Source organism: Cellulosimicrobium composti (genome assembly GCF_009711085.1).
Classification (GTDB): domain Bacteria; phylum Actinomycetota; class Actinomycetes; order Actinomycetales; family Cellulomonadaceae; genus Cellulosimicrobium; species Cellulosimicrobium composti.
In genome coordinates this window covers 17,478-38,259 of record NZ_WMKA01000018.1, presented here as the reverse complement: position 1 = coordinate 38,259, position 20,782 = coordinate 17,478, and the positions used below count along the sequence as shown (strand labels likewise).

At 76.4% G+C, this 20,782-nt stretch carries 20 protein-coding genes; 5 read left to right on the top strand and 15 right to left on the bottom strand.

What is annotated here, in order from left to right; all coding sequences use genetic code 11:
• Positions 1-6: 6 nt before the first annotated feature.
• Positions 7-531, bottom strand: coding sequence for a putative immunity protein (locus GJV82_RS09650; protein WP_155099070.1), 525 nt, complete (start codon positions 529-531; stop codon positions 7-9).
• A 296-nt stretch (positions 532-827) separates the two neighbouring features.
• Here GJV82_RS09650 and GJV82_RS09645 point away from each other — a divergent pair, with 296 nt between their 5' ends.
• A complete protein-coding gene (locus tag GJV82_RS09645; protein WP_318657479.1) occupies positions 828-1,586 on the top strand; it encodes a DinB family protein in 759 nt (252 codons plus the stop codon).
• Positions 1,587-1,604: 18 nt separating this feature from the next.
• Here GJV82_RS09645 and GJV82_RS09640 read toward each other — a convergent pair whose 3' ends face one another.
• Positions 1,605-2,078: a hypothetical protein gene (locus GJV82_RS09640; RefSeq protein WP_155099069.1), complete on the bottom strand. Its 474-nt coding sequence runs from the start codon at positions 2,076-2,078 to the stop codon at positions 1,605-1,607.
• A 78-nt stretch (positions 2,079-2,156) separates the two neighbouring features.
• On the opposite strand from GJV82_RS09640, the gene GJV82_RS09635 reads away from it, so the two are divergent.
• Positions 2,157-3,068 (top strand): hypothetical protein, encoded by a 912-nt coding sequence (locus tag GJV82_RS09635; protein WP_155099068.1) that lies wholly within the window; start codon positions 2,157-2,159, stop codon positions 3,066-3,068.
• A gap of 15 nt (positions 3,069-3,083) precedes the next feature.
• On the opposite strand, the gene GJV82_RS09630 is transcribed toward GJV82_RS09635, so the two are convergent.
• The 3 genes from GJV82_RS09630 to GJV82_RS09620 all read right to left on the bottom strand — a co-directional run bounded on the left by GJV82_RS09630 (position 3,084) and on the right by GJV82_RS09620 (position 5,843).
• On the bottom strand, positions 3,084-3,824 hold the full coding sequence (locus GJV82_RS09630) for an SHOCT domain-containing protein (RefSeq protein ID WP_024839690.1): 741 nt from the start codon (positions 3,822-3,824) through the stop codon (positions 3,084-3,086).
• Between the two features lie 143 nt (positions 3,825-3,967).
• Complete coding sequence (locus tag GJV82_RS09625; protein WP_024839691.1) at positions 3,968-4,606, bottom strand: FMN reductase; 639 nt, start codon at positions 4,604-4,606, stop codon at positions 3,968-3,970.
• A gap of 49 nt (positions 4,607-4,655) precedes the next feature.
• Positions 4,656-5,843 carry an LLM class flavin-dependent oxidoreductase gene (locus GJV82_RS09620; protein WP_155099067.1) on the bottom strand — a complete coding sequence of 396 codons (1,188 nt, stop codon included), beginning with the start codon at positions 5,841-5,843 and terminating at the stop codon, positions 4,656-4,658.
• Positions 5,844-6,192: 349 nt separating this feature from the next.
• Here GJV82_RS09620 and GJV82_RS09615 point away from each other — a divergent pair, with 349 nt between their 5' ends.
• Positions 6,193-6,537, top strand: a complete 345-nt coding sequence (locus tag GJV82_RS09615) for an RNA polymerase-binding protein RbpA (RefSeq protein ID WP_021483180.1) — start codon at positions 6,193-6,195, stop codon at positions 6,535-6,537.
• 124 nt (positions 6,538-6,661) lie between these two features.
• Here the strand turns inward: GJV82_RS09615 and GJV82_RS09610 are convergent, their stop codons facing one another.
• From GJV82_RS09610 to GJV82_RS09565, 10 genes are all read right to left on the bottom strand, one after another.
• Complete coding sequence (locus GJV82_RS09610) at positions 6,662-7,450, bottom strand: polyprenol monophosphomannose synthase (RefSeq protein ID WP_115943655.1); 789 nt, start codon at positions 7,448-7,450, stop codon at positions 6,662-6,664.
• A 17-nt stretch (positions 7,451-7,467) separates the two neighbouring features.
• Positions 7,468-9,180 (bottom strand): apolipoprotein N-acyltransferase, encoded by a 1,713-nt coding sequence (gene lnt, locus GJV82_RS09605; RefSeq protein WP_318657478.1) that lies wholly within the window; start codon positions 9,178-9,180, stop codon positions 7,468-7,470.
• Between the two features lie 247 nt (positions 9,181-9,427).
• A complete protein-coding gene (locus GJV82_RS09600) occupies positions 9,428-11,068 on the bottom strand; it encodes an amidohydrolase (RefSeq protein WP_162288985.1) in 1,641 nt (546 codons plus the stop codon).
• 98 nt (positions 11,069-11,166) lie between these two features.
• Positions 11,167-14,121, bottom strand: coding sequence for a DEAD/DEAH box helicase (locus GJV82_RS09595; RefSeq protein WP_155099066.1), 2,955 nt, complete (start codon positions 14,119-14,121; stop codon positions 11,167-11,169).
• A gap of 62 nt (positions 14,122-14,183) precedes the next feature.
• Positions 14,184-15,257: a diacylglycerol/lipid kinase family protein gene (locus GJV82_RS09590; protein WP_155099065.1), complete on the bottom strand. Its 1,074-nt coding sequence runs from the start codon at positions 15,255-15,257 to the stop codon at positions 14,184-14,186.
• Positions 15,258-15,300: 43 nt separating this feature from the next.
• Positions 15,301-16,044, bottom strand: coding sequence for a twin-arginine translocase subunit TatC (gene tatC, locus GJV82_RS09585; RefSeq protein WP_024839698.1), 744 nt, complete (start codon positions 16,042-16,044; stop codon positions 15,301-15,303).
• Between the two features lie 36 nt (positions 16,045-16,080).
• Positions 16,081-16,344, bottom strand: coding sequence for a Sec-independent protein translocase subunit TatA (gene tatA / locus GJV82_RS09580; RefSeq protein WP_024839699.1), 264 nt, complete (start codon positions 16,342-16,344; stop codon positions 16,081-16,083).
• 44 nt (positions 16,345-16,388) lie between these two features.
• Positions 16,389-16,715: a hypothetical protein gene (locus GJV82_RS09575; protein ID WP_155099064.1), complete on the bottom strand. Its 327-nt coding sequence runs from the start codon at positions 16,713-16,715 to the stop codon at positions 16,389-16,391.
• Positions 16,716-16,725: 10 nt separating this feature from the next.
• Positions 16,726-17,730, bottom strand: coding sequence for a helix-turn-helix transcriptional regulator (locus tag GJV82_RS09570; RefSeq protein ID WP_115942559.1), 1,005 nt, complete (start codon positions 17,728-17,730; stop codon positions 16,726-16,728).
• Positions 17,723-18,796 (bottom strand): helix-turn-helix transcriptional regulator, encoded by a 1,074-nt coding sequence (locus GJV82_RS09565; RefSeq protein WP_081772212.1) that lies wholly within the window; start codon positions 18,794-18,796, stop codon positions 17,723-17,725. The genes GJV82_RS09570 and GJV82_RS09565 overlap by 8 nt, the downstream gene beginning before the upstream one ends.
• Before the next feature lie 36 nt (positions 18,797-18,832).
• On the opposite strand from GJV82_RS09565, the gene GJV82_RS09560 reads away from it, so the two are divergent.
• Both GJV82_RS09560 and GJV82_RS09555 read left to right on the top strand, forming a co-directional pair.
• A complete protein-coding gene (locus GJV82_RS09560) occupies positions 18,833-20,002 on the top strand; it encodes a DUF3866 family protein (RefSeq protein WP_318657477.1) in 1,170 nt (389 codons plus the stop codon).
• 190 nt (positions 20,003-20,192) lie between these two features.
• The gene (locus GJV82_RS09555; RefSeq protein ID WP_024839704.1) at positions 20,193-20,768 is read left to right on the top strand and encodes a Dps family protein; all 576 of its coding nucleotides are present in this window, start codon (positions 20,193-20,195) and stop codon (positions 20,766-20,768) included.
• The last annotated feature ends 14 nt before the right edge of the window (positions 20,769-20,782 follow it).

Here is a 20,782-nt window from a genome sequence, read left to right as displayed (position 1 = left end):
GGGGTGTCAGTCGTCGAACACGTGCCAGCAGAGGGCGCTGCGTCGCCTCTGGTCGTCGAGCACGAGCTCGCGCAGGGCCGCCGGGACGCGGGTGCGCTGCCAGTCGCGCTCGGCGAGGCGCGCCGCCTCCGGGTCCTCGCCGCGTGCGGCGGCGTCGGCCGTGGCGGCGCGGATCGCGTAGGCGGCGGCGCCGAGGTCGTGCGCGGCGACGTGCGCGACGGCGACCGCCTGGCCGGCCGCGAGCGCCGCGTACTTCACGGGCGGGGGCTGGTCGCGGCCTGCGGCGTTCGCGGTGAACGCGGTGCGGTGGGCGGTCTTCATGGGGACGTCGCCGCGGATCCAGGCGCGGGCGACGTCGAGCGCGTCGCGGGGCCGGGTGTCGTCGGGCCGGGCCTGCTCGAACAGGGGCAGGACGTGCTCGGCGCAGGCGACGGCCCAACGGGCGAGGTCGTGGTGGTGCTCGTCGGTGAGGGTGCCGCCGCGGCGGACGGTGACGAGGCGGGGGTCGCGGTCGGCGGGCAGGATCGGCATGCCCCGATGGTCCCGCACGCGCCGGTGCGCGGGCGAGTCGTTCCGGTCGTGCCACGGTCCCGGTGTCGGGTGCGTCGCTCCCCCAAGTGTGGCCGGTCGTGTGCGTCGTGCGGTCGTCCGGCAGGGTGCTGGTGCGCGGGCTCGGGCGGGCGTACGGTGCGAGGCGTCCCGTCACCCGGTCCGGGGCTCCGCACGGAGCGGTCCCGGTCCGGGCCGGTGCGGCCGGTCGCCGCACCGGTGCCGCTCCCCCACTCCGCTGGGGGTGCGCGGGGCGGACGCGAGGCGAGGAGGTGCGCGTGGCACGGTTCTCCCGCTCCGACGACCTGCGGGGTGCGACGTTCGAGGGTGCGGACCTGCGGGGTGCGCGGTTCGTGGACGCGGATCTTGCGGGCGTGGTGATGCGCGGCGTCCAGGTGGAGGGCATGGACGTCGACGCGCCGTGGCTGCCGGACGGCGACGTGCCGTTGCGCGTCAACGGCGTCGACGTGGTGGGTTTCGTGGAGGCGGAGCTGGACCGCCGGTTCCCGGGGCGCGGGCTGCGCCGGGCGGCGGACCCCGAGGGGCTGCGCGCGGCGTGGGCGGCGCTCGAGTCGACGTGGGCGGCGACCGTGGAGCGCGCGGTGGCGATGCCGCCCGGCACGGTCGACGTGTCGGTCGACGGCGAGTGGTCGTTCGCGCAGACGCTGCGGCACCTGGTGCTCGCGACGGACGCGTGGCTGGGGCGCGCGGTCCTGGGGCTGGAGCACCCGTTCCACCCGCTCGGGCAGGCGGGCCCCCAGGCGGCGGACGACGGCCTGGACCTGTCGCTGTTCGTCACGGGCACGCCCGCGTTCGGCGACGTGCTCGACGCGCGGGCGGGCCGGGTCGCGATGGTGCGGGACGTCCTCGCGCGGGTGACGGAGGGGGAGCTCGCCGCGGTGCGGTCCAACCCGTGGTCGCCGCAGTACCCGGAGACGACGCTGTCGTGCCTGCACGTGATTCTCGAGGAGGAGTGGGAGCACCACCGGTTCGCGGTGCGTGACCTCGACACGATCGAGCGCGCGTCCGGGGCGTGAGCCCGGGCGGGGCGAGGGTCAGGGGGTGCGGTCGACCGTGGCGGCGAGGTTGGGCGTCACCCGGGTGAGGTCGCCGTCCGTGGGGAGCCCGTCGGGGACGAGTGCCGCGGTCACCCGCACCCCCGACATCTGCACGTCGACGGGGAGGTCGGAGCCGTCGAGGCCGGTGACCGGGCCGCACGTCGACGCGCCGGAGTCGCCCGTCGGGGTGGCCCCCGGGAGGGCGACGACGAGACAGACGAGATCCTCCCCGTCACGCGTGCCGGAGCCGGCGTAGAAGACGACGCCGTCGAGCTCGCCCAGGCGTCGCGCCGAGCCGGGGTCCATCTCGGCGGGGACCAGCGTCCCGGGCAGGGAGTCCGCGGACGTGGGCTCGTCGGCGAGACGCGTCACGAGGTCAGGTGGCGTCACGGGCCCGGCGCAGGCGGCGAGCGCGGCGAGCGCGGCGACGGCGCAGGTGACGGTCCGGGCCTGGCGGTGGCGGTGGTCCATCGACGATGGATATCACGGCGCGGTGCGCGTCCGGGGGCGTGCCCGGCCGTCGGCACGTCGAGTGCGTACGCTCGAGATGTGACAGCCGGCGGCGGGGCGGTGCGCGCGCTGGGGCAGGCGGTGGTGCTGCTCCTCGTGGTGGTCGCCGTGCCCATGGCCGCGGGGCTGGTGCTCGGGGACGCGGCGACGGCGTCGGTCACGGCCGTGGGCGCGGTCTACGGGGTGCTGCTCGCGCTACGCGCGGGGTGGCGCCGGGCGCTCGCGGTGGTCCCGGTCCTCGTCGTCGTGTCGGTCGCGGCGGCGCTGTCCGCCGGGTCGGCGTGGTGGGTCGTGGTGCTCGGAGCCCTCGGGCTCGCGGCCGGGTGGTCGGCACGGTGGGGCTTGTTGCCGGTCCTGGCGCTCGTGGGGGCGGCCGCGGCGTCCGCTCCCCCGCTGCCGACCGACGCGTCCGTGGTGCTGCGGTTCGCGTGGGTCGCGGGCGCGGCGGCGTACGCGGTGGTCGTCGCGCGTCTGCTGGGGCTGCCCGCCGTGGTCGAGGGCGTCCGGGTCCCGGGCCGGGTCGCGACCGCGGGCGCACTGCTGCTCGGTGCGGTCGTCGCGCTCGCCGCGGTGCTGGCGCAGCAGTGGGGCGCGCGGCTCGCGTACTGGCTCCCTGCGACCGTGTTCCTGCTCGTGCTGCCCACCCCGGTGCGGCTGGGCCTGGCGGTCGTGGCCGCCGCCGTCACGGTCGCGGTGACGCGGCCGGTGTGGGCGAACGCCGCGGCGACCACCGTGACCCTCATGCTCGTGCTCGACCCGGGCGGGACGGGGCTCGTCGTCGGTGAGGAGCGGCTCGTCGCGACGGCGGCCGCGGCCGCGCTCGTGCTGACCGGCGGGGCGCTGCTGGCGTGGTGGGCGCCGCGTCTCGTCCCCGCGTCGGGCGACACGTCCCTGCCGGTGCTGCGCGACGTGCGTGACCCCGTCGCGGACGAGGACCGCACCACCCCGTGACCCGGGTGCGGGTGCTCAGCCGAGCAGGGCCTGCTTGGCGCGCGCGTACTCGGCGTCGGTGAGGTCGCCCGCGCGGTGCAGGGCGGCGAGCCGCTCGAGGCGCGCGACGAGCTCGGCTCCCCCGTCGCCCGTCGTGGCGCTCGCGGCTGGCGTGGCGGGCGTGGCGCGCCCGACGACGCGCCACAGGGTGCGCGCGAAGACGCCGGGCCGGCGTGCGGTGCCCGCCCGGCCGGGTCGCAGGCGCGGCACGCGCGGCGACGGGACGGTGCGGTCGTCGAGGACGACGCTCCCGGGGCGGGTGGCGGCGAGCGACCGGGCGAACCGGGCGAAGCGCGCCGACGACCCGTCGAGGAGGACGGCGCGGGTCGTGCGGGCGGTCGGGTGCCGCTCGTCGCGCCACGTCACGACGACGGTCGGCCCGTCCCCGCTGACGGTCACGACGGGCACGCCGGCGGGCTCGAGGACGGTCCCGTCCCCGCGCGCGAGGCGCAGCCGCGCGCCGTCCCACACGAGGCGCCCGCCCGCGACGTGGAACATGGCGGGGTAGCGCGGCGCGGCGGCGAAGCGGGACGTGTCCGGGGCGCGGCCGGGCACCGTGACGACGCCGACGGGACGCCGCTCGGGCGGCGCCGCGGGTCGACGCTCGGCGAGGGCCTCGACGACGGGCACCGCGAGGGTCTCGGGGGCGACCGCCCCGGTCGCGACGGCCCCCGTCGAGGAGGTCGCCGCGTGGTGCTCGGTCGCGCTCGTGCCCATCGTGCTCCCCCGTCGTCATCGGTCCCCCGATCCTGCCGCGCGTCGCCGCCCGGGGCAAGCCTCGCCGTGGGCGTCGGCGCAGGTCAGGGCACGGCGACGCCCCGGCCGGAGCACCGGCGGCCGGGGCGTGCGGGGGCGGCGGGTCAGAGCCCGCCGAGCAGGGCCGTGAAGTCCGGGGTCCCGGCGAACGGGTCCGCGGGGCCCTCGTTGCGGCGCAGCGCGACCTTCTCCGCGAGCTCGCGGCCCGCCCGGGTGATGCGCGCGGGCAGCCCGCCGCCGTCCTCGCCCTCCGCGGCGGCCCAGTCGTCCGTGGCCGCGAACACGGACGTCGTGGTGACGTCGGCCCGCAGGTAGGTGAACAGCGGGCGCAGGGAGTACTCGAGCGCGAGCGAGTGGCGGGCGGTGCCGCCGGTCGCGCCGAGCAGCACCGGCGTGCCGGTGAGCGAGTCCTTGTCGAGGACGTCGACGAACGACTTGAGCAGCCCCGAGTACGTGGTGGTGAACAGCGGGGTGGCCACGACGATCCCGTCCGCGGCGGTGAGCCGCTCGAGGACGCCGGCGAGCTCGCCCGAGGGGAACCCGGTGAGCATGGCGTCGACGACGGCGTGCGCGTGGTCGCGCAGCTCGACGGTCTCGACCTCGGCGGTCAGGCCGAGGCCCTGCAGCTCGCGCACCGCGGCGTCGCCGAGCCGGTCGGCGAGCAGGCGCGTGGAGGACGGCTTGGACAGCCCGGCGGACACCACGACGAGGCGGCGGTCCGGGGCGGGGGTGCTGGTGGTCATGCGGTGCTCCTGGTGCTCCTGGTGTGCGGTGCGGTGGGCGCGTCGCGGGCTACAGCCCGAACGCGGCGCCCGCCGGCGCGGGCTGCGGGTCGTCCTCGGCGGTGCGCCCGGTCCAGCGGTCCTCGCTGCCGCCGACGTGCGCGGCGCCGTCGGTCCCGGCGGCCCGGGCGGCGGCGACGCGCTCGGCGTGGCTCGGCGGGTTCGCCGGGACGTGCGCGGGGCGCACGGACTCCATCTCCTGGCGGAGCACGGGCACGACCTCGCCCGCGAGGAGGTCGATCTGCTCGAGCACCGTCTTCAGCGGCAGGCCGGCGTGGTCGATGAGGAACAGCTGGCGCTGGTAGTCGCCCACGTGCTCGCGCATCGTGGCGTACCGGTCGATCACCTGCTGCGGCGAGCCCACGGTGAGCGGGGTCTCGCGCGTGAAGTCCTCCATCGACGGGCCGTGCCCGTAGACGGGCGCGTTGTCGAAGTAGGGGCGGAACTCGTCCCACGCCTTCTGGGAGTCCTTGCGCATGAAGACCTGACCGCCGAGACCGACGATCGCGGTGTCCGCGGGCCCGTGCCCGTGGTGCTCCCAGCGCTGCCGGTAGAACTGCACCATCTGCCGCGTGTGGCTCATCGGCCAGAAGATGTTGTTGTGGAAGAACCCGTCGCCGTAGTAGGCGGCCTGCTCCGCGATCTCGGGGCTGCGGATCGACCCGTGCCACACGAACGGCGGCACCCCGTCCAGCGGGCGCGGGGTGGACGTGAACCCCTGCAGCGGGGTGCGGAACTTGCCTTCCCAGTCCACGACGTCCTCGGTCCAGAGGCGGCGCAGGAGCGCGTAGTTCTCGATCGCGAGCGGGATGCCGTTGCGGATGTCCTGCCCGAACCACGGGTACACCGGGCCGGTGTTGCCGCGGCCCATCATGAGGTCCATGCGCCCGTCGGAGATGACCTGGAGCATCGCGTACTCCTCGGCGAGGCGCACCGGGTCGTTCGTCGTGATGAGCGTCGTCGACGTCGACAGCACGATGTTCTTCGTCACGCCCGTGAGGTAGCCGAGCATCGTCGTCGGGGACGACGGCACGAACGGCGGGTTGTGGTGCTCGCCCGTCGCGAAGACGTCGAGGCCCGCCTCGTCGGCGTGCCGGGCGATGGTGAGCATGGCCCGGACCCGCTCGGTGTCGTCCGGGGTCCGGCCCGTCGTGGGGTCCGTCGTCACGTCGCCGACGGTGAAGATGCCGAACTGCATGGTGCGCTCCCGTGGGTCCTGGGTCGATGCGTTTGCATGTACATGCCGCTCAACCCGGCTCCCCGGCCGTTTGTTCCCGCCCGGGTGTGAGCGTGCGCACGTCTGCCCCCGCGAGGGGCCCGACGAGTTGCGTCGGGCATCGAAACCCGGGAGCCTGGGACGGCGACGCGCCGAGGCGGCCCGGCCCGGCGCCGCGGGGGCGACGACCACCCCTGCGACGTTCACCGGACCTTCACGGCACGTCGGAACACCGACCGACGGTAAGGCGTTGCCTTCCGTAGACCGGGCCGCCGCCGGCACCCCACCGGGCGCGCCCACCCACCCCCGAAGACCCCCTCAGGAGGACACCATGGCCGACCGTTCGCTGCGCGGGATGAGCATCGGTGCCAAGAGCATGGAGTCGGACGAGGGCGTCGACTTCGCCCCCCGCTTCCAGGCGCACTACGACTGCCCCAACGGGCACACCATCATCCTGCCGTTCTCCACCGACGCCGAGGTCCCCCCGGTGTGGGAGTGCCGCTGCGGCGCCGAGGCGCTGCTGCGCGACGCCGAGCGCCCCGAGCCCAAGGCCGGCAAGCCCGCCCGCACCCACTGGGACATGCTGCTCGAGCGCCGCACCATCTCCGAGCTCGAGGAGCTGCTCGACGAGCGCCTCGGCCTGCTGCGCGCCGGCAAGCTGCGCCGCAGCGCCTGAGCCGCCCGCCGCGAGACGCGCCAGAGGCCCGGACCCCCGAAGGGGTTCCGGGCCTCTCGCACGTCCGGACCGCTCCGCTCGCGACCACGCGGCCCGCAGAGGCGGTGCCCGCCGGTCGCCCGCGTCAGCGCACGCCCCGCCGGGCGCGGGGCCGCAGCGCCGCGACGACCGCGTCCGCGCGCCGGCGCACCCCCCACGCCGTGACCTTCCACAGCGCCTCGGTGACGATCGCGCGGCTCATCTTCGACCGCCCCGCCGTCCGCTCGACGAACGTGATCGGCACCTCCACGACGCGCCCGCCCCCGCGCGCGACGCGCCACGCCATGTCGACCTGGAAGCAGTACCCGTGCGACTCGACGCTCGCGAGGTCCACCGCCCGCAGCGCCGCCGCCCGGTAGGCGCGGAACCCCGCCGTCGCGTCGCCCAGGCGCAGCCCCAGCGCGAGCCGCACGTACGCGTTGCCCGCCCGCGAGAGCAGCTCACGGTGCCGCGGCCAGTTCTCCACCCGGCCCCCCGGCACCCAGCGTGACCCGATGACGAGGTCCGCTCCCCCGCGCTCCCCCGCGGCGTCGCCCACCGGGCCCAGCGCGGCGAGCAGCGACGGCAGCTGCTCCGGCCGGTGCGACCCGTCGGCGTCCATCTCCACGAGCACGTCGTACCCGGCGGCCAGTCCCCACCCGAACCCCGCGACGTACGCCGCGCCGAGCCCCTCCTTGCCCGCACGGTGCAGCACGTGCACCCCCGGGTCCGCGGCGGCCGCGGCGTCGGCGAGGTCGCCCGTCCCGTCGGGGCTCGCGTCGTCGACCACGAGCACGTCCGCGTCCGGCACCGCGGCGCGCAGCCGCGCGAGCGTGCCCGGCAGCGTCAGCGCCTCGTCGTACGTGGGCACGACGACGAGCACCCGGCCGGGCATCCCCTCGGGGTGCGCGCTCACGCGGCCCCGCCCCGGGGCGCGTCGCCGCCGTCCGTGCGCGACGCGCGGCGCTCGCGGACCGCGGCCACCGCGGCGGCGGCCAGCGCCCCGAGCGCGAGGAGCTCGACGACGCGCCCCGGCCACGCCCCGGCCCGCACGGCCGGGGTGAGGCTCGTGCGCAGCGGCAGGTCGGCGACCACCTGGTCGGCGGTGAACAGCCCCGTGCTCTGCAGCAGCGTGCCGTCGGGCGCGATGACGCCGCTCACGCCGACGGTCGAGACCTGCACGGTCGCGCGCCCCGTGGAGATCGCGCGCAGGCGCGACATCGCGAGCTGCTGCGTCGACTCGGCGGTGTACCCGAAGGACGCGTTGTTCGTGGGCACGACGAGCACCTCGGCGCCCGCGGCGACGGCGTCGTCGACGAGCCCGGCGTACGCGACCTCGAAGCAGATGACGACGCCGAGCGGCACGGTGCGCCCGAGCCGGTCCGACGCGAGGTCGACGACGCCCGTCCCGACGCCCGGGATCATGTCGATCGTCACGCGGTCCACCTGGTCGGAGAACACGCGCAGCAGCGACCGCAGCGGGATGTACTCCCCGAACGGGGCGGGGTGCTGCTTGGCGTACCGGTCCACGACGCCCGCGCCCGGCTCCCACAGCAGCGCGACGTTGTAGCGGCCGCCGGTCTCGGGGTACTCCTGCGCGCCGACGAGGATCGGCGCCCCGACCTCCCGTGCGGCGTCGTCGATCGCGCGGCTCACGTCGGGAGCGGTCTGCGGGTCGAGGTCGGACCCGTTCTCGGGCCACAGCACGACGTCGAGGTCGCCCGGCTCGACCTGGTCCAGGAGCGCGAGCGTGCCCTGCAGGTGGTTGTCGAGCACCTCGGCCCGGTTCGCGAACGACCCCAGGCCCGGTTCGCCTACGTTGCCCTGCACGGCCCCCACCGCGAGCGTGCCCGCCTGCGCGCGCGTGTCGAGCGGCACGAGGAGGGGCGCCGCGACGAGCGCGCCCGCGACCGCGACGGGCACGACGGCCCGCCGCACGACGTCGCGACGTGCCGCGAGCGCGAGCACCGCGACCGCGAGGAGGGAGCCGCCCAGCGCGACGAGGAGGGACACGAGGACCTCCCCGCCCAGCCATGCGGCACGCCCGAGCGGGGAGCCGGCCTGGGAGAACGCGAGCCGCCCCCACGGGAACCCGCCGAACGGGACCTCGCTGCGCGCCTGCTCGGCCGCGACGAACAGGACCGCGAACGCCACGGCCTGCCGGCCCGGGCGGTCCGCCAGCCAGGACCGGCGCCGCACCAGGGCCCACGCCGCGCCCACCACGCCGACGAAGCACGCCTCCATCACGGACAGCGCGACCCACGGCACGGTCTCCGTCGCGTACCGGGCCCACCACAGGTGCGGCAGGAAGAACGCGAGGCCCCACACGAGCCCGACGAGGAACCCGCGCCGCGCGCCCCCGGCACGGAGGGCCACGAACGGCGCGGCCACGCCCACGAACGCGAGCGGCCACCAGCCGCGGTCGGGGAACGCCGCGTCGGTGACGAGGCCGCCCGCGGCCGCGAGCAGCAGCGCGAGCGGGAGCGACGGGGGCGAGGCGGGGGTGCGGGAGCCCGCGGCGCCGGGGTCGTGACGGTCGGACGCGGCGGGGGCCGGGTCGGGAGCGCCCGGCGCCGAGGGGCGGGACCTCCCGGCCGGGGCGGCCGTGGGCTCGGGGGCGTGCACGGGTGCACCTTACGCCACGCACCTGCACACGACCCGGGTCGGGCGGTGCGTGCGGGCTCGCGCGCCCTTCGGCCCGTACGACGCCGCCACCGACGCAGCACGTTTTCTACTGAGCGCGCGAGCCCGGCCAGGTACCCGGCGCGGCACGCCGAGGGGTCGTCGTCGGTGGCTGATCCCCCTGCGGCCGCGGGGGCCGGAACACCCCCACGAAACTACTCCGGCTCACGCCCCTGTCAAGCGGTGGCGCTCAGACGAACGTGTCGTACAGCGGCACGCCCGCCCGCACCGTCTGCAGGCACCGGGGCCGCGGCACGTCCGGCCCGAGCTCGGGCAGCAGCGGCTGTCCCGCACGCGCGTCCGTGCTCCACGACGACGTCTGACGCCCGAGCGCGCCCTGCACCACCAGGTGCTCGCCCTGCCACACCGCCAGGTGCGCCGGCGCCCCCACCCGCAGCTGCCCCGCACCCGTGTGGTCCAGCCCCGCGATGCGCCACCCGCCGCGCGTGTGCGCCCGGAACGCCGCCCGCGCCGAGATCTGCTGGTCCGGGTCCACGTGCGACATCGCCGCCAGCACCCCCGCCCACGGGTCGATCCGCGTCACCGGAGCGTCCGACCCGAACGCGAGCGGCACGCCCGCGCCCGCGAGGTCCGCGAACGGGCTCAGCCCCTGCGCGCGCATCGCGCCCACGCGCGCCGCGTACATGCCGTCCGGGCCGCCCCACGCCGCGTCGAACGCCGGCTGGATGCTCAGGCTCACCCCGAACAGCAGCAGCGTCGCCAGCGCCGTCGCGTCCACGAACAGCGCGTGCTCCACCCGGTGGTGCGCCGCACGCACCGCGCCCTGCCCGTGCACCTCCGCCGCGACCTTCAGGCCCAGCACCAGCTCGTCCATGGCCCGGTCCCCGATGACGTGGAACCCGCCCTGCGTGCCCGCCGCCCCGACCGCGGACAGGTGGTTCGCGATCTGCTCCGCGCTCAGGTAGAGCGACCCCCGGGCGGACCGGTCCGGCCCGTCCTGGTACGGCAGGCGCATCGCCGCCGTCCGCGACCCGATCGACCCGTCCACGTTGAGGTCGCCCGCGATCCCCGTCAGGCCCGGCACGTCCGCGAGCAGCGCGCGCGCGTCGTCGACCGTCGTGCACAGCTCGCCCCGGTACCCCACGACGTGCGCCAGCCCCGAGGCCGCGTCCGCCGTGAGCTCCAGCAGCTCGCGCAGCCCCGCACGCGTGTCGATGTACGGGGCGCTCATCTCGTGCACCGACACCACGCCCTGCTCCGCCGCCGCGCGCAGCGCCGACCGGTACAGCTCCGTGCGCCGCGCCGGCGACACGTCGCGCGCCACGTCCCGCGCCACGTGGTGCGCCTCCCCGGACACCCAGCCCGACGCGTCCCAGCCCGCGCGCCCCTCCAGTCCGCACCGACGCGCGAGCTCGCTCGACACCACCGCCGAGTGCACGTCCACGCGCGCCGCGTACACCGCACGCCCGCCCGCGGCCGCGTCCAGCTCCTCGCGCGTCGGCGGGCGCCCCTCCGGCCACGCGCGCTCGTCCCACCCGAACGCGAGCACCACGTCGTCGTCCCCGGACGCGGCCGCCGCCTTCGCGACCGCCTCCAGCGCGGCCGCGAGCGACGTGACGCCGGCGCTCGCGGACAGGTCGACGCCCGCGAGGGCGAGCCCGACCTCGAACAGGTGGACGTGGGCATCGACGAAGCCGGGCGCGACGAGCGCGCCGTCGAGGTCGATCACGCGGTCGGCGCGGGCGGCGAGCCCGTCGGCCGTGTCGTCGGCGCCGATCCAGGCGATCACGCCGTCGTCGACGAGGAGGGCCTCGGCGAACGGGTCGGCCGAGGAGTGGATCACGCCACCGCGGTACAGGGTTGAGGCCACAATCCTTCACGATACCGCCACAACCGCACGAAACTCATCCTCCCGGCCCGGCGTCCGCGCAGGTCGCGGCGGGTGTCGCGCACGTCACGCGCGGCGGCTCACACGCTGGAGTACGCGACGACGCCGCGGCGCAGCCGGTCGATCGCCTGGCGGGCGGTGCGCCGCACCTCGGGCGTGGGGGCGGCGCCCGCGACCTGGTCGAGCACGTCGATGACCTGCTTGCACCAGCGCACGAAGTCGCCCGCGGCGATCTCCGAGCCGCGCAGCACCGCGTCGAGGCTGCGGCCCACGGCCCACCGGTGCACGGCGGTCACGAGACCCTCGTCGAGCGGCCCCGTCGCGTCGATGTCGTGCTCCTCCTCGAGATCGTCCACCTCGGACCACACGCGCGTCGTCGCCTCGAGCGCGCGGGCCAGCTTCCCGTGCGGGCCGCCGGGCACGTCGGGCTCGCCGTGGTGGTCGTCGCGCCGCCCCGCGTACACGCACGTGGACACGACGGCGGCGAGGGCGGGCGCGTCGAGGTCCTCCCACACGCCGCGGCGCAGGCACTCGGCGAGCAGCAGGTCGTTCTCCGCGTACAGGCGGCGCAGCCACCGCCCGTCGCGGGTGACGCGCAGCCCGCCGCGCGACGCCCGGGCGTCGTCCGTGGGCTGCTCGGCGTCGAGCGCGTCCTCGAGCGGCGCGGCCGGGTCGTCCTCGACGTCGCCGGGGGCGAGGTACCCGAGGGTGAGGAGGACGTCGCAGATGCGGTCGAACACGCGCGCGATCGAGCCCGTGCGACCCTCGACGCGGCGCACGAGCTGGTCGTGCTCCTTCTTCAGCCGCGCCCACCGCTCCGCCCAGCGGGCGTGGTCCTCCCGGTCGGGGCAGTCGTGGCAGGGGTGCGCGCGCAGCTGGGCGCGCAGGCGCGACAGCTCGGCGTCGTCCGCCGCGCCCGAGCGGGCGCGGGTCGTGCGCCCGGGCCGGGCCCCGGGCTCGTCGAGCGCCCCGAGCGCGTTGCGCAGCGTGGACGCGAGGTCGCGCCGCTGCGCGGGGACGCGCGGGTTGAACGCCTTGGGGATGCGGACCTTCGCCACGGTGCGGATGCCGCCCGGGGCGTCGGCGACGGTGAGCTTCTTCACCTGCCGGTCCTGCGTGAGCACGGTGGGGCGCGGCCCGTCGAACCCGGCCCCCTCCCCCGGGTCGAGCACGACGACGAAGCCCGCGCGCCGCCCCGACGGCACCTCCACGACGTCCCCGGGACGCAGCCGCTCGAACGCGGCCACGACCTCGGCGCGCCGCGCCCGGCTCGCGGCACGCGACAGGTCGCCCTCGCGCGCGGTGATGCGCCGCCGCAGCGCCGCGTACTGGGCGAAGTCGCCCCGGTCGCACGTCATCGCGCGCGCGTACCCGTCGAGGGCCTCCGCGTGCGCCTGCGCCTGCTTCGCGAGCCCGACGACGCCGCGGTCGGCCTGGAACTGCGCGAACGACGTCTCCAGCACCTCCCGCGCCCGGTCCCGCCCCACCTGCGCGACGAGGTTGACCGCCATGTTGTACGTGGGCCGGAAGCTCGACCGCAGCGGGTACAGGCGCTTGGACGCCAGGCCCGCGAGGTGCACGGGGTCCAGGCCCGCGTGGTCGACGACGACGGCGTGCCCCTCGACGTCGATGCCGCGCCGCCCCGCGCGCCCGGTGAGCTGTGTGTACTCGCCGGGAGTGACGTCCACGTGCGCCGTCCCGTCCCACTTGACGAGCTTCTCCAGCGCGACCGAGCGCGCAGGCATGTTGATGCCGAGCGCGAGCGTCTCGGTCGCGAACACGACCTTCACCAGCCCACGGCTGAACAGCTCCTCCACGGTCTCCTTGAACACCGGCAGCATCCCCGCGTGGTGGGCCGCGATCCCGCGCGCGAGCGACTCCGTCCACGTCCAGTAGCCGAGCACCTCGAGGTCCTCCGCCGGGATGGTCTGCGTCCGCTCCTCCGCGACGCGCCGGATCTCGGCCTCCTCCGCGGGCGACGTCAGGCGCAGACCCGCCGCGAGGCACTGCTGCACGGCGCCCTCGCACCCCGCGCGGGAGAAGATGAAGTAGATCGCGGGCAGCAGCCCGTCCGCGTCGAGGGCGTCCACGACCGCGAACCGCGCCGGGGTGCGCCGCGTCCCGACGGCACGGTCCGGGCCGGGGCGTCGCCCACCGCGCCCCCGGTACCCGCGGTCCCCGGGGCCGCGCCGCCCGCCCGGGCCCGACGCGCTCGTGCGCGGGGCCGCGCGGAACGCGGCCAGCAGGTCCGGGTTGATCGGCGGGTTCACGCCCGGGTCGGTCGGGTCCACGTGCCCCGCGTACAGGTCGAGCAGGTCCGCGCCGAGCGCGCGCCCGCCCCCCGCGTGCGCGACGCCCGTCGCCGGGTTCGCCGACGCGACGAGCACGTGCTGCCACAACGGGACGGGTCGGCGCTCGCTGACGACGACGGTCGTGTCGCCGCGCACCATCTCGAGCCAGTCGCCGAACTCCTCCGCGTTGGACACGGTCGCGGACAGGGAGACGAGCTGCACGTCGTCGGGCAGGTGGATGATGACCTCTTCCCACACCGGCCCGCGGAACCGGTCGGCGAGGTAGTGCACCTCGTCCATGACGACGAACGCGAGACCGTCGAGCGTGCTCGACCCCGCGTACAGCATGTTGCGCAGCACCTCGGTCGTCATGACGACGACGGGCGCGTTGCCGTTGATGGTGGTGTCGCCCGTGAGCAGCCCCACGGAGTCCGCGCCGTAACGGCGCACGAGGTCGCCGTACTTCTGGTTGGACAGCGCCTTGATGGGCGTGGTGTAGAACGCCTTGCGACCGCCGGCGAGGGCGAGGTGGACGGCGAACTCCCCCACGACGGTCTTGCCGGCGCCGGTGGGGGCGGCGACGAGCACGCCGCGGCCCTCCTCGAGCGCCTCGCACGCGCGCTCCTGGAAGTCGTCGAGCGGGAAGTCGAGGATGGCGCGGAACTCCGCGAGCCGCGTGCGGGACGCCGCCTGGCGGGCCCGGGACGCGGCGTAGCGGGCGGCGGGCGAGTCGGCGGCCGTCATGGGGCCAGCCTACGGTCCGGCGGCGCCCTCGCAGGTCGCGGCGACCGTCCGTCGCCGGCAGGTCAGGGACGGGGCGACGCGGTGCCGGTCGCGTGCAGCACGCGCACCGCGCCGGGCGCGACGTCCACGCGCACGGGCAGCGGGCCGAGGTGCTCCCCGTCGGCGAACGCGTGCGGCGGGGGCGCGCCGGCGGCCGTCGGGGCGATCGTCACCGACGTCGCGCGCAGCGTCCCGACCGCCGGGTGAGCGAGGTGACGCCCCGCGTACATGCCGGGGAAGACGCGCGTGGCACCCCACCGCCCGAACGCGCCCGCGACGACGACGTCCAGGAGCCCGTCGTCGAGCGCGGCGTCCGGCGCGATGCGCACCCCGCCGCCGAAGCGCGGGCCGTTCGCGACCGACACGAGCGCGCCCGGCGACTCCCACACGAGCGTGCCGCCGTCGTGCGCGTCGGCGCCCGCCCCGGTGCGGTGGCCGTCGCGCAGGAGGGGAGCGCCCGCGAGGACGTCCGGCACGTCGTCGCCCACGGGGACGCCGCGCACCGTGACCCGGTACCCGTACGGGCGGTAGCGGGAGAGCTCGGCGAGGGCGGAGCGCGCGTACCGGGCCCGGCCCCGCGGCCACGTGGCAGCGTTCGCGTGCGCGTTCACGGCGGCGTCGATCCCGGCGGACAGCACGCCCGCGTACCAGCGCGGCGCGCCGAGGTGCTCGCCCGTGACCCGGCCCGCGTCGACGGCGCGCACGGCCGGGTCGGCGCCCGCACCGCCGAGGGCCGCGAGGAGCGTGTCCACGCACCGGTCGGCGCGCCCGGTCGGCAGGCCGACGGCGTGCGCGAAGTCGTTGCCCGTGCCAACCGCGACGACGCCGAGGGGCACGCCGGTCCCGGCGGTCGCGTTCACCCCGAGGTGCACCATGCCGTCCCCGCCGACGACGACGAGCGCGCCGACCGCGGAACCGCCACCCGTGCCGCCGCGCACGGCGGCGTCCGCGGACTCCTGCGCGAGGGGCAGGCTCGGGGCGCTCAGGTCGACGACGTCGTGCCCGGCGTCGCGCAGGGCGCGTGCCGTGCTCTCGCCCGCGGCACGGCCGCGCCCCCGGCCCGCCGTCGGGTTGACGACGAGCGCGACCGTGCTCATGCCCGCGCGCCGCGCCCGGCAGGGCGCGGACGGACCCGACCGGTCACAGGGCGAGCCGCGCGGCGTCGCGCTTGTCGACGCGCCGGTCGTGGAGGTAGCTGATGCCGAGCGCCGCGAAGTACAGGCCGCAGATCGGCAGCGCCACGAAGATCATCGTCAGCGCGTCCGGCGTCGGCGTCATCACGGCCGCGAACACGAACGCGATGAGCACCGCCCACCGCCAGCCCTTCGCCATGCTCGACGCACGCAGCATGCCCGCCGCGTTGAGCGCCACCAGCACGACAGGCAGCACGAACGCCAGGCCGAACGCCAGCACGAGACGCATGACGAAGCTCAGGTACCCCTGCGCGTCCGCCAGGTTCGTCGCCCCCTCCGGCACGAAGCCCGCCAGGATGTCCACCGCGTGCGGCAGCACCCACCACGCGAGCAGCGCCCCACCGAGGAACAACGGCACCGACGCACCGAGGAACGCGAACGCGTACCGCTTCTCCCGCGTCGTCAGACCCGGCGTGATGAACGCCCACAGCTGGTACAACCACCACGGGCACGTGACGATCACACCGAGGAACAGCGCGACCTTCACCTTCATGTCGAGCGCCGAGGCCAGACCCGAGAAGTTCAGGCTGATGACCTTCCCCTGCTCCTCAGCCGCCTTCAGCAGCGGGGCCTGCAACGCCTCGAGCAGCGGCTCGTAGAGGAACCACCCCACGACCGCGCCCACGACGAGACCGCACGCCGAGAGGAACAGGCGCTTGCGCAGCTCCAGCAGGTGCTCACGGAGCGGCATCCGCCCCTCGGGGTCACGGGACGTACGTGACACCGCCTACGCCTTCGGGGGGTCGTCCTGCACGGGCGCGGTCGTCCCACCGGTGGCGGTCGACGAGCCGGTCGAGGTCGACGAGCCCGTGCCCGCGGCACCGGAGGCGGGGGGCGTCGCGTCGTCGTCGCGCAGGTCCTTGACCTCGCTCTTGAAGATCTTCAGCGACTGCCCGACGCTCCGGGCCAGGTCCGGCAGACGGCGCGCGCCGAAGAGGAGCAGGATGACGACGACCAGCACGATGATGTGCCAGGGCTTGAGCATGCCCATGGGCTAACTCCTCCTCAGGGGGGGACGGCGCTACGCGCGGCAGTCTACGCGTTGAAACGGCGCCAGCGGGACCACACCAGCTCGTCGCGCCGACGCCGGTCCGCCCTGCGGTCCACGCGCCGCGCACGCAGCACGTCCACCCGCTCCTGCAGCACCACCGGGTCCTCGAACAGCGTCGGCGCCGTCGACGGCTGCGCCTCCTGCAGCGCCCGCGACAGCTCGTCCGCGCGCGCGCCCATCTGCGCCGCCACCTCCGACGCACGCGACAGCTCGCGACCCAGCCCCCTCACCGACCGCCACAACCGGCGGGCCAGGAAGAACGCGCCCACGAGCGTGCCCACCACGAGCACCGTCCAGACCCAGAACCACATGCCGCCCACCCTAGCCAGCAGCCCGCGCACCGGCGCCCGGCCCGTCGACGGGGTCCGCCGGCAGGTGCGCGTACGCCGCCAGCGCCGCGCTCGCGGCCTCGCGCACGTCCTGCGCGACCGCCGCCGGCTCGACCGCCAGCACGTGCCGCGCCCGCTCCGTGAGCAGCTGACGCAACCACACCGGGTTCGTCACGCGCAGCCGCACCTCGAACGCGCCGTCCGGCAGGTTCCGCACCGACTCCACCGGCACCTGCTCCGCCACCGCACGCGCCGGGCTCGCGAACGTGATCGTCGCGAGCGGCGCGTCGCCGGTCGGGGTGAAGTCCACGTCGGGATCGACGTCGTGCCCCTCCACGGGCTGGTCCAGCTCGGTCGCGGCGAGGATGCGGTCGACGCGGAACGTGCGGCGCCCGCGCGCACGGTGGCACCACGCCAGGAGGTACGCGTGCTCGTCCTGCGTGTGCAGCGACACCGGGTCGATCTCGCGCTCCGACTCCTCGTCCGCCGCCGTGACGTACCGGATCCGCAGGCGATGACCCGCGACGAGCGCGCTCGTGACCGCCGCCACCACCCGCCGGTCCCCCTCCGGCGCGAGCTGCACGTCGAGCGCCGCCGCCGCCTCCCCCGTCGCGTCCGTCAGCTTGCGCAGCACCGACTCCACCACGCCCGCACGCTCCGGGTCCGCCTGCACCGCCGCCGTCTCACGCATCGCCCGCAACGCCGCGATGAGCGCCACCGCCTCACGCGTCCCCAACCGCAACGGGCGCGTCATCCCGCGCGCCTCCGTCAACCGCACCACGCCACGCTCGAACGAGTCCGCGTCGAAGTCGATGAGGTCGTCCGGCCAGTACCCCGGCGTCCCCGACACCCACAGGGCGTCCACGTCGTCCAGCACCTGCCGCTCGCTCACGCCGAAGTGCCGCGCCAGCTCCCCCACCGGCACCGGCCCCGCACCGTCCAGGTACGCCACGATGCCCAGCAGCCGCACCAACCGGTCGTCCGCGCGCTCAGCCACGCTCCCCCACCTCCGCCGAGCCCGACCCCGCAGGCAGCACGAGCGCCGCCGCGGCCCGCAACCGGCGCACCACCGCCTCCCGCAGGTCCGGCGGCCCCAGCACCAGCACCGCATCCCCGTACCCCACGACCTCGTCCGCCATCGCGTACCGCACGTCGTACGGCACCTCCAGCACGTCCCGGCCCGCGCCGTCACCCGCCCGCGCGTCCGGCACCGACCCCACGACCGTCCCCCGCGCCCGCAACGCCCCCGCACGCTCCGGCACCACCGCCAGCCGCGCCACACCCCCCGCGTCCCGCGACCCCAGCGCCGCGTCCACGTCCACGTCCACCGGCACCTCGAACGCGTCCCGCGGCCCCGTCGCCCGCACACGCCCCTCCACCCGGCTCAACCGGTACGACCGCGGCGCACCCCGGTCCAGGTCGAAACCCACCAGGTACCAGCCGCCCCGCCGCGCCGCGATCCGCCACGGCTGCACCCGCCGCGACCGCACCTCGCCCGTGCTCGCCGCCCGGTACGTGAACGACACCGCCCGCCGCGCCGAGATCGCGTCCATCAACGTCCCGTACGCGTCCCCCACCGGACGCACCCGCGGCGCCAGACCCGCCACGACGTCCATCGCCGTCTCACCCGCACCCGCCGCCCGCAGCTTCGTCAACGCCCGCGAGATGTCCGTCCGCAACGTCTTGTCCTGCCAGAACTGCGCCGCCAGCGCCAGCACCCCCAGCTCCGCCGGCGTCAGGTCCACCGCCGGCAGCGCGTACGCGTCCTGGTCGATCCGGTACCCCACCTCGTCCGCGTGCCCACCCGCGTCCACCGTGACGATCGGGATCCCCAGCTCGCGCAACGTGTCCTTGTCCCGCTCGAACATCCGCTCGAACGCGTCCGGCGACGGCGCATCCCCGTACCCCGCCACGCTCGCCCGGATCTGCTGCTTCGTCATCGACGCGTTCGTGTTCACCAACGCGATCACCAGGTTCAGCAGACGCGCCGCCGGGTTCGTCGGCGACCCCGCCGACGCGGGCACGGCGGACGACGACGAGGACGAGGGCGAGGGAGCGGACATCGGGCACCACGCTAGTCGGTCGATAGGGTGTGCCGCGTGATCACGTGGCGGACCGCGACCGTGGTGTCGCACGCGAAGGCCTGGACCGGAGCCCAGGAGCTGCACGTCCGGCTCCACGCACCCCTCCCCGGGCGCGACGACGACCCCGACGCCACCGTGCGCGCCCTCGCCTACACCCACCTCGTCGGCACCCCCGCCCCCGGCGACCACGTGCTCCTCAACGTCTCCGCGCTCGCCCGCGGCCTCGGCACCGGCGGCTACGCCCTCGTCGTCGGCCCCGCCAGACCCGGCACCCCCCTCCCGCCCGACCCCACGCCCGGACCCGGCCACCTCGTCAAGGCCCGCTACACGCCCCTGCAGGCCCTCGTCCTCGGCGTCGACGAGCAGGAGTCCCCCCACCACGACACCCTCCGCGACGCCGACGACCTCGCCCGCACCCCCGTCGTCGTCGCCGACCTCCACTCCGCCCTGCCCGCCGTCGTCGCCGGCGCCCGGCACGCCGCGGCGCTCGCGGACCGTCCGGCCCCGCGCGTCGCGTACGTCATGACCGACGGCGGCGCGCTCCCGGCCGCGTTCTCCCGCACCGTCGCGACGCTGCGCGACGCGGGGTGGATCGACGCGTGCGTCACCGTCGGCCAGGCGTTCGGCGGCGACCTCGAGGCCGTCACGGTGCACACCGGCCTGCTCGCCGCGCACCACGTCGTCGGCGCCGACCTCGTCGTCGTCGCCCAGGGGCCCGGCAACCTCGGGACCGGCACGCGCTGGGGCTTCTCGGGCGTCGCCGCGGGCGAGGCCCTCAACGCGGTCGTCGCGCTCGGCGGGCGTCCCGTCGCCTCGCTGCGCGTCTCGGGCGCCGACGCACGTGACCGCCACCTCGGCGTCTCCCACCACTCGCTCACCGCGTACGGCCGCGTCGCGCTCGCCCCGAGCGAGATCCCCGTGCCGGTGCCCGCGCCCGAGGTCGAGGCGCTCCCCGGGTGGGGGCAGGACCTCACGCACCGCGTCGCCCGGCAGGCCGCGTCGCTCGCAGCCCCGGACGGGCGTCATCACCTCGTCGACGTCCCCGCCGGGACCGACCTCGTCGACGCCCTGCGCGCGACCCCCGTCCGCCTCTCGACGATGGGGCGCGGACTCGACGCCGACCCGGCCGCGTTCGTCGCGGCGGCCGTCGCCGGGGTGCACGCCGAGGCGTCGCGGCACGCCTGACCGGGCCGCACGGGCGCCGACGGTTCCTCGCCGTCGCCCCTGCGAGGTCCTCCTGCGAGGTCGGCCCGCGTCCCCGGCGTCGGGCGCTCGTCCTGCGAGGAGCGCCCGGGCGCCCCACGATGGGCCAGGACGGCACCGCCGGCCGTCCCCGCCGCGACGCGGCGCGCGCACCCGACCCGAGGAGGCACCCATGGCCGCTCGTCCCCTGCCCAAGTACACGGTCCCGTCGCTCACCCCGGAGGAAGGGGCGAAGGTGGCCGGCATCCTCCAGGAGCGTCTCCACGCGCTCAACGACCTCCAGCTGACGCTCAAGCACATCCACTGGAACGTCGTCGGACCGCACTTCATCGCGGTGCACGAGATGCTCGACCCGCAGGTCGACGCCGTGCGCGCGATGGTCGACGCGACCGCCGAGCGCATCGCGACCCTCGGCGTCTCGCCGCAGGGCACCCCCGGGGCGCTCGTCGCCGCGCGCAGCTGGGAGGACTACTCGCTGGGCCGCGCGTCGACGATCGCGCACCTCGGCGCGCTCGACGAGGTGTACGTCGGCGTCATCACCGCGCACCGCGAGGCCGCGACCGCCACCGAGGAGCTCGACGACGTCACGAACGACCTCCTCGTCGGCCACCTCCACGAGCTCGAGCTCTTCCACTGGTTCGTCCGTGCGCACCTCGAGTCGACGCGCGGCGACCTGTCCACCGAGGGCGCGAGCACCGAGAAGGGCGCCGCGCGCAAGGCCGAGGAAGCCGCCACCGGCCAGCCCTGACACGAGGCGCTCCC

What these genes read in the sequence shown, in the direction of transcription:
- GJV82_RS09610 (WP_115943655.1), bottom strand. Translation starts at nt 7,450, where the DNA reads ATGCCCGGCCGGGTGCTCGTCGTCGTGCCCACGTACGACGAGGCGCTG.
- GJV82_RS09595 (WP_155099066.1), bottom strand. Translation starts at nt 14,121, where the DNA reads ATGACGGCCGCCGACTCGCCCGCCGCCCGCTACGCCGCGTCCCGGGCC.
- GJV82_RS09625 (WP_024839691.1), bottom strand. Translation starts at nt 4,606, where the DNA reads ATGACCACCAGCACCCCCGCCCCGGACCGCCGCCTCGTCGTGGTGTCC.
- tatC (WP_024839698.1), bottom strand. Translation starts at nt 16,044, where the DNA reads ATGCCGCTCCGTGAGCACCTGCTGGAGCTGCGCAAGCGCCTGTTCCTC.
- GJV82_RS09630 (WP_024839690.1), bottom strand. Translation starts at nt 3,824, where the DNA reads ATGGGCACGAGCGCGACCGAGCACCACGCGGCGACCTCCTCGACGGGG.
- tatA (WP_024839699.1), bottom strand. Translation starts at nt 16,344, where the DNA reads ATGGGCATGCTCAAGCCCTGGCACATCATCGTGCTGGTCGTCGTCATC.
- GJV82_RS09620 (WP_155099067.1), bottom strand. Translation starts at nt 5,843, where the DNA reads ATGCAGTTCGGCATCTTCACCGTCGGCGACGTGACGACGGACCCCACG.
- GJV82_RS09615 (WP_021483180.1), top strand. Translation starts at nt 6,193, where the DNA reads ATGGCCGACCGTTCGCTGCGCGGGATGAGCATCGGTGCCAAGAGCATG.
- GJV82_RS09590 (WP_155099065.1), bottom strand. Translation starts at nt 15,257, where the DNA reads ATGAGCACGGTCGCGCTCGTCGTCAACCCGACGGCGGGCCGGGGGCGC.
- GJV82_RS09640 (WP_155099069.1), bottom strand. Translation starts at nt 2,078, where the DNA reads ATGGACCACCGCCACCGCCAGGCCCGGACCGTCACCTGCGCCGTCGCC.
- GJV82_RS09555 (WP_024839704.1), top strand. Translation starts at nt 20,193, where the DNA reads ATGGCCGCTCGTCCCCTGCCCAAGTACACGGTCCCGTCGCTCACCCCG.
- GJV82_RS09565 (WP_081772212.1), bottom strand. Translation starts at nt 18,796, where the DNA reads ATGTCCGCTCCCTCGCCCTCGTCCTCGTCGTCGTCCGCCGTGCCCGCG.
- GJV82_RS09575 (WP_155099064.1), bottom strand. Translation starts at nt 16,715, where the DNA reads ATGTGGTTCTGGGTCTGGACGGTGCTCGTGGTGGGCACGCTCGTGGGC.
- GJV82_RS09650 (WP_155099070.1), bottom strand. Translation starts at nt 531, where the DNA reads ATGCCGATCCTGCCCGCCGACCGCGACCCCCGCCTCGTCACCGTCCGC.